This is a genomic window from Eubacterium sp. AF15-50 (assembly GCF_934835595.1).
Classification (GTDB): Bacteria; Bacillota; Clostridia; order Lachnospirales; family Lachnospiraceae; genus Eubacterium_G; species Eubacterium_G segne.
In genome coordinates, this window is sequence record NZ_CAKVZL010000063.1 from 1 (window position 1) to 12980 (window position 12980).

The following is a 12980-nucleotide window of genomic DNA, read 5'->3' on the forward strand; positions in this document are numbered from 1 at the left end:
CTTATAGAAGGTTATGGAATAAAGACAGGAGCCGTTGCAGTAACAGTGGCACATGATTCCCACAACATAATTGTAGTAGGAACTAATAATGAAGATATGGCATTTGCAGTATCTAAGTTAATAGAATTAGAAGGCGGCATTGTTGTGGTAGATGGCGGAGAGGTTTTAGAATCCATGCCTCTTCCAATAGCAGGATTAATGAGCGATAAAAGCGGTGAGTGGGTTAGGGATAAATTAACAAAAATTCATAATATTGCTTATGATAGGCTTAAGGTAAATCCTAATGTAGAACCAACCATGACATTGTGTTTTATGTCATTACCGGTTATACCAGAAGTAAAAATAACGGATATAGGACTGTTTGATGTAGTGGAACAAAAGTTTATAAAATAGTGAAAAAACAAAATTACGTTAGGTTGAAAAAGAAAATTCAGAGTGTTAAACTCTAATAGTAAAAAAAGTTAACGGAGGTGAGTTTCATGGATAGTTGCGATAGTATTAGGCTATATAGTAGCTGTGGTATTAAATTAATGAACAATAAGAAGTGGCTGTCTGTGAAATTGGGTTAGTTACTTTTTATTCATATGTCTTTTTATACACCACAGGGAATTATAGCATACATCACAACATGTAACTGTAGGTTCCACTTTAAGTGGTGTATTTTTTGTGTGCAAAAATAAAATCATATAGATGAGTGGTTATATGCACAAAAGTAAGGAGGCATAAATGAAAACAAGAAAATTTGAAAAAAAGAACTATGTTAAAGAGCTTGTAGCTTTAATGAGAAGCACATTGCCTGAAAAAGAACTGGCAAAAAGAATTGACAACTACCATTACAATGATATTGCAGAGGCTTTAACATGCCTTACTGAAAATGAAAGAAAACATATATATAGGATTTTAGGGGCAAAGCATGTTGCAGAGATTTTCACTTATATTGATGATATAGAAAAATATTTTAATGAATTAACATTAGAAAAAGCAGTAAAAGTAATATCATTAATGGATTCCGATGATGCAGTTGATTTAATAGAAAGTCTTGATGAAAATAAAAGGGAAAAAATCTTAAAGCATCTTGATGAAAATCTAAAGGAAGATGTGCAAAAGATTATGTCCTATAGCGAGGATGAAATCGGAAGCCGCATTACAACTAATTATATATGCATTCACAATCATTTAACTATTGGGGAGGCAACTAAGGAGCTTTTAAAACAGGCAGGAGACAACGACAATATTTCCACAATTTATGTTGTTGATGATAATGAAAAATATTTTGGGGCAATTGATTTAAAAGATATGATTCTTGCAAGAAAGGACGATAAATTAATTGAAATAATCAGCCAGTCATATCCGTATCTTCTTGAGCATGACCTGATAGATGAGTGTATGGACAAGATTGTGGAGTATTCAGAGGATTCAATACCGGTGCTTAAGATTACCGGAGAAATAGTAGGTGTAATTACTTCAGATGACATTGTAGAATTAGTTGATGATGAAATGGGAGAAGATTACGCTAAGTTAGGTGGTCTTACAGCGGAAGAAGATTTGAAAGAGCCGGTTATTGAAAGCAGTAAAAAAAGGCTTCCATGGCTGATTATATTGTTATTTTTAGGTATGGCGGTATCATCAGTGGTGGGAATGTTTGAATCAGTAGTGGCAGTTTTACCGATAGTTATATGCTTCCAGTCTCTGGTGCTCGATATGGCAGGAAACGTTGGAACCCAGTCACTTGCAGTAACTATCAGGGTGTTAATGGATGAACAGCTGACAGGAAAGCAAAAACTTACGCTATTGGTTAAGGAAGTAAGAGTGGGATTGCTTAACGGCTCCATTTTAGGAATAATGTCACTGGCATTTTTAGGTATATACATTCATGTTTTTAAGCATTATGCATGGGGCAGCGCATTTTTAATATCAGCATGTGTGGGAGTATCCCTTTTAGTTGCCATGGTTATATCAAGTATTGTGGGAACTGCAATACCAATGATTTTTCACAAAATTAAAATTGACCCGGCAGTTGCATCAGGCCCTTTGATTACCACCGTAAATGATTTAGTGGCAGTGGTAACATACTACGGACTGGCTTTAATATTCCTTATAAATATTTTTAATCTTGTTTAATAAAATACAGGTATTTGCCAAAAGATATGTTATAATTAAAGTATCAGTTCTGCTTCATGTGAAAGGCATTGATTGTAGTTATTATTACGAGGGATATACAACTTATAAAACAGAAGAATTATAGAAAATACCCTGATATAGTTATTTAGTCGCTATATCCGGGTATTTTTAACTTTAATCTATACTTATGCCATCGTAGAGCACATCCATAAATTCCTCATAGGTTTGAGAATTTATAATTTTTTGCTGTAGCTTGCTATCACTGATTATTTCAATAAAAATATCATATAAATGCTCAAAATCTGTTTGCTCACCCTGTTTTATTACCAGCATAAACACAATTTGAATCATGTTGCTTTCGTTCCAGTTAATAGGATTGTCTAACAGAGCCACCACAACCTTGGTATCTGTAGCACATAATTCCATAGGGTGTGGAAGGGCAAAAACGTCATTCATATTTGTTTTGCCAATTTCCTCACGTTTTAGTACGGAATCAATAAAACGCTCGTCTACAATACCTTTGTCGTAAGTTTTCTGATACATGGTTCTTATAACGTCTTCCTTGGTGGTATTGCCTTTAAGCCGCATAAACAAATCTTTATCAAAAAAGTGCTCAAACATCTGAAGACGTTTATGAAGCATCTTAGACAAATGTCTGTTGATAGATTCCACATCTTTATTGTTTAAAGCGAAATCAACCATAACTGACGGAAGAAGGTTATTATCTAAAGTAATAGTTGTAATAACAAAATCAATATCTTCCACATCTTCCTTAGTGTAGCTTGAATATTCATTATAGGACAAACACTTTACAATATTAATTTTGTCCGGAAAAACTATGTTAAGTCTTGTTTCAAGCATTCGTGTAGTTGCATGACCGCTGCCACAAACAAGAATAACATTTTTCTTTTTCTGGGATTTATAATAACATCTCTCAATGGCAGCTCCAATATAAACTGAAACATAGCCTACATCATCTTCCTTTAAAACATAAGGTTCAAAAACAAAAGTTTTGGCAATAGCAGTAAGTGTAATCTCATATTCTAAAGGATAATTGGTCTTTATGGTTTCAAGCAAAGGATTATTACTGTTTAAATCATAAAGTTTACTGGTAAAAATAGACTTAAGATGCCTGAATAAATCCGCACACAAAATTTCGTCATTTCTTAAGTCAAAATTAAAATCAGTATAAATAACCTCAAGCATCTGATTAATGGAATCCCGAAGCTTCTCATCGTCAATATAAGTAATATCTAAATGAGTATTGGCAATAAGCTGGAGATACATATAATTCTTTTCACTTTGAGACAGAATAATATCGTATTTTCCCTCGATTTCCCGGCATAATCCGTTAATCAATCCCATAATAGAAGAATCCGGTGTTATATTATACAGGTTAATATAATGATTACCAAGAACACGGGTTGTCATTAATGCAAGATGAATAATAATATTTTTCATATTATAATCACTGGTTTTTACAAAATGACTATTTAACTGGTCAATGGTAATTTTTCTAAGCCAGTCCAAATCAATGTTACTAAAAATAGAACGTTCTTCCTTGGTAAAGGAAGTGACATATTCATTAAAGTTAGCGGACAGTATATATTCCACATATAATTTTCTGATTCTGTTCTCGGAACCAATGATTTTTACACCGGAGCTTGGTTTTGTAATGTATTCCAAATCATACTTATTAACAATATTTTTAATAATCTTTATATATTTATTTAAAGTATTTTTTGAAATAAATACAGTTTCTGAAAGCTCATCCATAGATACATAATCCTCAGAGGACAACAATTCATTAAGTATATACTTAATACGCTCCTCAGAAGTATCAATATTCATTTTTTTATCATCACTGTGTTCAAAGGTTTTTAGAAAATCTGAATATTTTTCATCATCAGTTATTTCTATATAATATCCGTAATTTCTCTTAAGTTTAACCAAAGCTCCACAAGCAGACAAAGTATCATTAATTTCCAAAATGTCATTGCGGATAGTTCGGTCGGTAATGTTTAGCAATGACTGGAGACTGCTTACAGGAGTATATTCGTTTTTCCTAATATGATTGAACATCATGTTTAAACGTTTGTGTTGAAACATATATCCTCTCTCCTATTAAAAAGTAATAATGTCTGATATTTAATTCACGCCTTATTTATATATGATATAGTATAGAATATTTAACTAAAAAGAGCAAAGTCAAAAATTTCCGTTTTGAAACGGAAATGTGATACAACAATTGCACATTATTTCCACTTTGAAACGGAAATACCGGATTTTTAATTGTAATGATTTCCGTTTTCAATTGGAAATCGTATGAATTGAAATGGAAAAGCCGGTGGATTATGATATAGCCATAGTAACAAAGAAAAGCACATAAAGAAGGGAAAAAAGAATGATTAGAGAAGAATATATTTTTTTAGATGTTGATGTAGCATCCAAGGAACAGTTACTTGACTTTGTAAGCGAAAAAGCATTGAAAATGGGAATTACAGACAACAAGGAAGGCTTAAAGAGTGATTTCTTAAAAAGAGAAGCTGAGTATTCTACAGGACTTCAGAATGAATTTGCAATTCCTCATGCAAAGTCAGAATACGCAAAAGAAACAGCAGTATTTTTTGTAAAATGCAAAAATCCATTAGATTGGGAAACAATGGACGACACAAAAGTAAAATATGTGTTTGCCTTAATAGTTCCTACTGAGAAGGCAGGAAATGAACACTTAATAATGATTTCAAAATTGGCAACAAGTTTGTTAGAAGACGAATTTAAAGACACAGTTAAGTCTTCAACAGACAAGTCAATGTTAAAGGAATATATATTAAAAATCATGAAGGAGGATAATTAAGATGAAGATCGTTGGAATTTCAGCATGTCCGGCAGGACTTGCACACACACCAATGGCAGCAAAGGCATTAGAGAAGGCAGGACAGACATTAGGATATGACGTAAAAATGGAACAGCAGGGCAGCATGGGTCAGGTAAATACAATTACTGATGAAGAAGCAAAGGCAGCAGATTTGGTAATCATTGCATCAGACCAGAAAATCGTTGGCATGGAACGTTTCGCCGGCAAGAAAGTTATCCGTGTTGATATAAACATTTGTATCAAGGCACCGGAAGCTGTACTTAAAAAATGTGTAGCAGCAGTTAGCAAATAAAAATTAATAATAAATAAAAAAGGAGATTAAGAAATGAAACAGTTTTTTAAAGACGCTAAAGGTCATTTGATGACAGGTATCGGCTACATGCTTCCACTTATTATCGGAGCATCATTAGTAGTTGCAATACCAAAGCTTATTGCTTTATGTTTTGGTATCACTTCATTAGATCCATATGCAGATGGAACAGGAATCTGGCATATAATGAAGTTAATTGAAAATGTAGGTTGGACAGGTATTGGAATGGTTAATACAGTATTAGCAGGATTTATTGCTTACAGTATTGCAGATAAGCCGGCAATTGGTGCAGGTTTAATCGGTGGTGCAGTTGCATCAAATACTTACGCAGGATTCTTAGGTGCTGTAATTGCAGCTTTTATTGCAGGTTATTCAGTAAAATGGGCTAAGAAGCACATTAAGTTACCACAGTCAATGAATTCTGTAATGCCACTGGTTATTTGTCCTTTAATAGCAACAGGATTAGTTGCAATAATTATGGGTGTTATATTGGCAACACCATTAGCAGCAATAAACACATGGCTTGTAAACTGGATTAGTTCAATGTGCCAGAACCAGAGCTCACAGTTAGTAATGGCATTAATCCTTGGAGCAATGATTGCCTGCGATATGGGTGGCCCAATCAACAAGTCAGCATGGATGGCAGGAAACGCATTAATGGCAGAAGGAATTTATCAGCCAAACGTATTTATCAACGCAGCAATTTGTATGCCACCACTTGCATACGCTATTGCAACAGTAATCAGAAAGAAGAGATTCTCAGCAGAATTTAGAGAGACAGGTAAATCAAACTGGGCAATGGGATTTGTAGGAATTACAGAAGGAGCTATTCCTTTCACACTTGTAAAACCTCAGTTCTTAATTCCAATTAACATGTTTGGTGCAGCTATTGGTACAGCTGTAATTGCTCTTTTAGGTGGAAAAGGTGACATCCCTCCTGTTGGTGGAATTTACGGATTCGTATCAGTAACACATGGATGGGCTTACCTTATAGGTATTTTAGTAGGATCATTAATCATCGCTTTACTTGCAACATTAGTGGTTGACTTTAATGAAGGAGACGAAGGAAAGTCAGAAGACATTGATATTGATGAAATTGAAATATCTTTTGAAGATGTTAAATAGTAAAAAATAATATATTATGACGTGGTATCAAAAGTAAATTTTGTCACTCATAAGTTTATAAGTATTACAACAAATTAATAACTCAGTTAATGGGCAGGGGCTAAGTTTTTGCCCCTGCCTGTTTTAAAATTATTTACTTTAAAATAAATAAGGAAAGGAATTGAAATGAAAAGAAAGATACATGTAGTACCACATTCACATTGGGATAGAGAATGGTATTTTACCACATCAAGATCAAAAGTATATCTTATGAAGGATTTGGGAGATGTTCTTGATACATTAGAAAGTGACCCTGAATTTAAGTATTTTATGGTTGATGCCCAGGGCTCATTATTAGATGATTATATAAAGTGGAGACCACAGGATAAAGAGCGCATTACAAAGCTTGTGAAAATGGGAAAACTGGTTATAGGTCCTTGGTATACCCAGACAGACCAGTTGGTTATTTCAGGAGAAAGCATTGTAAGAAATATGTATTACGGAATGAAGCGTTGCGAAAGCTTTGGAAAATACATGAATGTAGGTTATGTGCCGGATTCTTTTGGACAGTCAGGAAACATGCCGCAGATTTACAGGGAATTTGGCATTGAAGATACATTATTCTGGCGTGGTGTTAGTGATGACATGGTTGAACACACTGATTTCAACTGGAAAGGTGATGACGGCAGCGTGGTATTTACAACACAGATTCCTTTCGGTTATTATATTGGTGGAAAGATTCCGGAAGATCCAAAGGAAAATGATGAATTTTGGGAGAAGGAGTGTCTTGAAAAAGCAGGTGGACGTAGTGCTACAAGACATATATATTTCCCTAACGGATTTGATCAGGCACCTATCCGTACCAATCTTCCACAGCTTATAAAGGAAAGAAACGAGAAAGATCCTGAGAACGAGTATGTTATCAGCTGTATTGAAGATTATATTAAGGATGTTAAAAGTGAAAAGCCGGAATTGGAGGAAGTACAGGGCGAGTTAGTTATTGCAAAGCATATGAGAATACACAAGTCAATTTTCTCATCCCGTTCAGACCTTAAGGTTATGAACACTCAGATTCAAAATTATGTTACAAATGTAATGGAGCCTTTACTTACAATTTCTTATAACTTAGGAAATGAATATCCTCACGAGGCAGTGGCAGAAATCTGGAAGCTGTTATTTGAAAATTCAGCTCATGATTCAATTGGTTCATGTATTTCCGATACAGCCAACGAAGATGTTTATGTAAGGTATAAGCAGGCAAGAGATATTGCCATAAATCTTGTGGAACTTCATTCAAGATTAATTGCAACTAATGTTAAAAACAGTGCAGATATGACATTTACATTAATCAATACATTACCACAGAAACGTGAAGATACAGTTATTGTTAAAACTTATGTTCCAGGTGGAAAATTTGCAATTGTTGATGAAAAGGGAAATAATGTAGATTATACAATTATTCAGTCAAGAGATTTAACGGATTATGTTTTATCCCAGATTATTACTATTGACCCGTCAAGAAAATTCTACATTCCTGACCATGTTTTTGAAGTTACAATGGCAATTAAGGCTAATGATGTGCCGGCTCTTGGATATGTACAGTACAGTGTTGACACAGAAAAAGACAGCCATAAGGAAATGGAAGAGAAGTCAGTTCTTGAAAATGAATATTACACAATTGAAGTGGAAAAGGACGGCTCACTTACAATAGTAGATAAGGAAAATAATGTAACATACAAAAATCAGGGAATATTGGTTGAAAATGGTGACGATGGAGACAGCTTTAACTACTCACCACCAAGAAAAGATTTGGAAGTATTTTCAAATGAATCAGAGTCTTCTGTAAAAATTAGCGGAAGTGATGTTTACAGTCAGGCAGTTATTCATTTTGACATGGTTGTTCCTGAAAATCTTGAAGAGAGAGCAGAGGGAAAAGTCAGCGTAACAATGCCTGTTGATATGACAGTTGCCTTAAGAAAAGGCTCAAAGGTTATTGATTTCAATGTTAAGGTTGATAACAAAGGTCTTTCCCACAGATTATGTGTAGTATTTGACAGCCAGATAGTTTCTGCATTTAACTATGCAGACCAGCAGTTTGGACTTATTAAACGTCCTAATTACTACGAAAAAGAAATGAAACTGTATATGGAATCAATGAATAATAGGTCTGAAAAGAAGACAGGAATACAGGAACTTGCAAACTGGGCAAATGACCAGTCTACATGGCAGGAGCCACCTATTAGCATTGAACCTACACAGTCATATATATCTCTTACTGATGGAAAAACAGGCGTTGCAGTTATTCCACAGGGAGTGCGTGAGTACGAAGTATTAGATGACAGCAAAATAAGATTAACATTGTTTAGAACCTATGGATTTATGGGTAAGGAGAATCTTATATATCGTCCGGGACGTGCCAGTGGAGAGAGAATTATTGAAACACCGGCAGCTCAGTTGTTAAAGCAAATGGAATTTAACTTTGGATTTACAACTTATGCAGGAGATATTAACGACGCTGATATTGATACATTGGCAAAACAGTACGATACAAATATGGAAGTGTACACATATGCTGAGTTCTTAAATGGCAGACTTATTTTCTCACAAAGAGAAATTGAAGGAAAGAATGATATTGTTCACAGCCTGTTTGAAACTGAAGGAAATCTTGTGGTATCAGCTATTAAAAAGGCAGAAGAAGATGATGGATATATTATTCGTCTTTACAATGGAAAAGACCATAGGAATTTAGATGATAAAATTAAGTTCAATTTTGATGTAAAAGAGGCATATTATACTAACTTAAGAGAAGAAAAGACAGAGGCTATCAAGGTTGAAAATAACACAATTTCAGTAAAGGAATTGTCACACTGTAAGTTTGTGACAATATGGGTGAAATAAATGAAGTATGCGGTAGCAATCGATATTGGAGGAACCAATACAAGAGTTGCCCTAATAGATGAAGAGTTAAATATTATCAGTAGAGAGCAGTTCTCTACTGATAATAAGGAACCGGAAAATACACTTAATGAAATAAGTCACATTATCAAATCCTTTGATAAGGATATTGTAGGTGTTGGAATGTCATGTCCGGGACCTCTTGATTTAATAAATGGAAAGGTTTTGACACCGCCTAATCTTAATGGTAAGTGGCATAATCTTGAAATTTCAAAGGTGTTAAGTGAGAAAATCGGTAAGCCTGTTTACTTAGATAACGATGCTAATTTGGCAGGATTGGCTGAAGCAGTAGTTGGTGAGGGAAAGGATTGTAATATTGTGCAGTATTTAACTGTATCTACAGGACTTGGCGCCGGCTTTGTTATTAACAAAGAGGTTTATTTAGGTGCCCATGGTTTTGCCAATGAAGTGGCAAATAGTATTATGATTCAGGACGGCCCAAGCCACGGAAACATTCTTCCGGGAGGAATTGAGGCAATTAGCAGTGGAACAGCCATTACTGAAAGAGCCAAAAAGGCAGGACTTTTAGTTAAACATGCCGGAGAAGTTAATGATTTGGCATTGTCAGGAAATGAAGTGGCAGCAGGAATAATGAAGGACGCAAAAAATTATCTTGCTAACTTCATTGCTTTAATATATGGTTTCGCTGACCCGGATATCGTAATATTAGGTGGCTCTGTTGCCCTTAAGATTGATGGATTTGTGGAAGAAATAGAAGCTTTGGTTAAGAAAAAAGTTTACGGAGTAATGAAGCCATATATAAAGGTTAGAAAATCCACATTAAATGAAGATTCAGGTTTAATTGGCGCAGGCTATCTCGCCTTTTCAAAACAAAAATAGACGGAAACTTTTCAAGGTAAAATAGAAATAAGCTTTTCAAAACAAAAATAGACGGAAAGACAAAAGAACAAAAAGAGCGTTATGTTGGCATGAAACACATTGGTGGGACGTGTTGGCGTAAGGCTCTTTTTTGATATGTAAGTAATGGGATTATTAATTTGTAAGACATGGAAAATTTCTTGAACCAGGAAATTTATGAATTCATGGTTAAATCCCGGTAGGAATCGCCCCTTCCCCGGGTGAGACCAAGGAAATTAATAATTTCACAGAAAAGTCCAGAAAGAATTGAAACTTAACCGTAATCAATTACTCCAAATTGCGAGACAGAACTTGCAAATAAATCGATTATCTTTATAATAAAAGAGATTGTTGTGCAAATAAAAATGCAACAAATAGAAAATATGTAAATTTCATTGATACTGAAAATACACAGAAAAACATCAGAAACTAAGATTGAAATTATAAAGAGGATTACTATTATGAAGAAGATTATATTGGCAATTATTTGTATTGCGTTATTGGGAACAGCTATATTTGGAGTTGTAAAGGGGCAGAAAAAATAGGTGTATCACCATGGGCAGATACATTACATAAAATGATTGCGTTTATTCAGTTTAACTATAAAGAACCTATTAAGTTAGAAGAAATAGCTGAAGCAGGCAATGTTAGCAGAAGCCAGTGTTGCAAAATTTTTAAAGAAATAATAAATAGAAGTCCTAATGATTACCTGGTAGAATACAGGATAGACAAAAGCATTGATTTAATTATGAAAACAGATATGAAAATGACGGAAATAGCCTATGAATGTGGATTTAATGGCTCAAGTTATTTTGCGGAAACCTTTAAGAAAATAGTGGGAGTAAGTCCCAGAGAATACAAAAATAAAGAGAAGAAGAAATGTACTACGATTTAACTAAAGGAAAAATATATAAAAGTCTTCTGCTTTTTGCGTTGCCGATGATAGCAGGAAATCTTTTGCAGCAATTTTATAATATAGCAGACACCCTGATAGTAGGTCAGGTTTTAGGAAAAGCAGCGTTAGCGGCGGTAGGTTCTGCATATACCCTGATGACTTTTTTAACATCAATATTTTTAGGACTAAGTATGGGTTCCGGAGCACTTTTTTCTATTTATCAGGGTAAAGGCGAGGATAAGTTGCTTAAATTGTCAATAATTCATGCATTTGTGCTTATTATGTTAATAACCGTGATTTTAAATGTGGCAGTATATGTAGGAATTGACGGAATAATGCACTTTTTAAGAACTCCGGAGGATGTTTACGAAGGAATGAGGACATATTTAATAATTATTTTTTCAGGGCTTTTTGCCACATCCCTTTATAACTTCTTTTCATGTCTTTTAAGGGCACTGGGAAATTCTACGGTACCTTTAGTTTTTCTTGCAGTTTCAGCGGTTCTTAATATAGGTCTTGATTTGCTGTTTGTTATGGTATTGTCCATGGGAATAGGAGGGGCAGCATTTGCTACGGTTATTTCCCAGTATGTATCAGGTGTTGGTATAACAATTTATGTGTTGAAAACAAGAAGAGATCTTTATTCTGAAAGAAGTCAGCTTCATTTTAACAAAAATATACTTAAGGAAATTGCCAATTTGTCCTGTTTAACATGTCTTCAGCAATCAGTTATGAATTTTGGTATATTAATTGTTCAGGGATTGGTAAATAGCTTTGGAACAACTATTATGGCGGCATTTGCGGCAGCAGTTAAAATAGATACATTTGCATATCTGCCGGTACAGGATTTCGGCAATGCCTACTCAACATTTGTTGCACAAAACTATGGTGCAGGGAATAAAGACAGAATAAGAAAAGGTACTAAGGCAGCATTTATAATGAGTATTTCCTTTAGCATTGTCATATCCCTTTTAGTGTGGATTTTTGCCAAGCCTCTTATGCATATTTTTATCAGCAAAAAAGAAGTTATGGTTATTGCAGCAGGTATAAAATATTTAAGAATAGAAGGGGCATTTTATTTTGGCATAGGCTGTCTGTTTCTATTATATGGGTATTATAGGGCAATTAAAAAGGTGGAAATGTCAGTTGTTCTTACGGTAATATCTCTAGGTACAAGAGTTGCATTAGCATATATTCTGTCTCCATTTATAGGGGAAATCGGAATATGGATGGCAATTCCTATTGGATGGGCGCTGGCGGATATAACGGGAATTATATATATGAAAAAGAAATAAAACTTATTGAAATATCTTCCAAATAGATATACAATAGTACCGGACAAATTTAATAGCAGGGGAGCTTGTAGGCAGGCTGAGAGGAAGTAATCAACTTCGACCCTTTAACCTGATTTGGATAATGCCAACGTAGGGAATATAAAAGGATTCATTACGGATAAGCCAGGTTAGGTTTGTCCGTTTTATTTTATAAAAATATCAGGAGGAAAAGATGTTTAAGGAATGTATTGAAAATGTAAGAAAAAATGTACCTTTAGTACATAACATTACAAATTACGTAACTGTAAACGATGTGGCAAATGTATTGTTAGCCTGTGGCGGAAGTCCCATCATGTCAGATGACATTGATGATGTAGAGGATATTACCTCTATATGTGGAGGACTTAACATTAACATTGGAACTCTTAACAAAAACACAATACCTTCAATGTTTGCAGCAGGAAAGAAAGCAAACGAATTAGGTCATGTTACATTGTTAGACCCTGTTGGAGCAGGCGCAAGTAAGCTTAGAACAGAAACAGCAAACAAGTTAATTGATGAGGTTAAGTTTGATGTTATTAGAGG

Annotated in this window: 12 protein-coding genes and 1 riboswitch; of the genes, 11 read left to right on the forward strand and 1 reads right to left on the reverse strand. The window is 34.5% G+C overall.

Annotation, left to right across the window (positions count from 1 at the left end; all coding sequences use genetic code 11):
- Positions 1–393: adenine deaminase C-terminal domain-containing protein (locus tag Q5O73_RS07715; protein ID WP_302669399.1), on the forward strand; the 393-nt coding region annotated here is incomplete at its 5' end.
- Positions 394–726: 333 nt separating this feature from the next.
- Positions 727–2121, forward strand: coding sequence for a magnesium transporter (mgtE, locus tag Q5O73_RS07720; protein ID WP_118590107.1), 1395 nt, complete (start codon positions 727–729; stop codon positions 2119–2121).
- A gap of 174 nt (positions 2122–2295) precedes the next feature.
- On the opposite strand, the gene Q5O73_RS07725 is transcribed toward mgtE, so the two are convergent.
- Complete coding sequence (locus Q5O73_RS07725) at positions 2296–4230, reverse strand: BglG family transcription antiterminator (RefSeq protein WP_302628724.1); 1935 nt, start codon at positions 4228–4230, stop codon at positions 2296–2298.
- Between the two features lie 295 nt (positions 4231–4525).
- On the opposite strand from Q5O73_RS07725, the gene Q5O73_RS07730 reads away from it, so the two are divergent.
- The 9 genes from Q5O73_RS07730 to Q5O73_RS07770 all read left to right on the forward strand — a co-directional run.
- Complete coding sequence (locus tag Q5O73_RS07730) at positions 4526–4978, forward strand: PTS sugar transporter subunit IIA (RefSeq protein ID WP_021952069.1); 453 nt, start codon at positions 4526–4528, stop codon at positions 4976–4978.
- Position 4979: 1 nt separating this feature from the next.
- Positions 4980–5291 carry a PTS fructose transporter subunit IIB gene (locus Q5O73_RS07735; RefSeq protein WP_302669400.1) on the forward strand — a complete coding sequence of 104 codons (312 nt, stop codon included), beginning with the start codon at positions 4980–4982 and terminating at the stop codon, positions 5289–5291.
- A gap of 33 nt (positions 5292–5324) precedes the next feature.
- On the forward strand, positions 5325–6434 hold the full coding sequence (locus Q5O73_RS07740) for a PTS fructose transporter subunit IIC (RefSeq protein WP_302628725.1): 1110 nt from the start codon (positions 5325–5327) through the stop codon (positions 6432–6434).
- 165 nt (positions 6435–6599) lie between these two features.
- Positions 6600–9311, forward strand: coding sequence for a mannosylglycerate hydrolase (gene mngB, locus Q5O73_RS07745; protein ID WP_302669401.1), 2712 nt, complete (start codon positions 6600–6602; stop codon positions 9309–9311).
- Positions 9312–10208: an ROK family protein gene (locus Q5O73_RS07750; RefSeq protein WP_021952073.1), complete on the forward strand. Its 897-nt coding sequence runs from the start codon at positions 9312–9314 to the stop codon at positions 10206–10208.
- A 413-nt stretch (positions 10209–10621) separates the two neighbouring features.
- On the forward strand, positions 10622–10771 hold the full coding sequence (locus Q5O73_RS07755) for a hypothetical protein (protein ID WP_302669402.1): 150 nt from the start codon (positions 10622–10624) through the stop codon (positions 10769–10771).
- Positions 10772–10803: 32 nt separating this feature from the next.
- Positions 10804–11121 carry a helix-turn-helix transcriptional regulator gene (locus tag Q5O73_RS07760; protein ID WP_118590116.1) on the forward strand — a complete coding sequence of 106 codons (318 nt, stop codon included), beginning with the start codon at positions 10804–10806 and terminating at the stop codon, positions 11119–11121.
- Complete coding sequence (locus Q5O73_RS07765; protein ID WP_302624088.1) at positions 11106–12416, forward strand: MATE family efflux transporter; 1311 nt, start codon at positions 11106–11108, stop codon at positions 12414–12416. Before Q5O73_RS07760 ends, Q5O73_RS07765 begins: the two co-directional genes overlap by 16 nt.
- A 47-nt stretch (positions 12417–12463) precedes the next feature.
- Positions 12464–12570, forward strand: a riboswitch (TPP riboswitch).
- A 57-nt stretch (positions 12571–12627) separates the two neighbouring features.
- The coding region (locus tag Q5O73_RS07770; protein WP_302669403.1) for a hydroxyethylthiazole kinase at positions 12628–12980 on the forward strand (353 nt) is incomplete at its 3' end.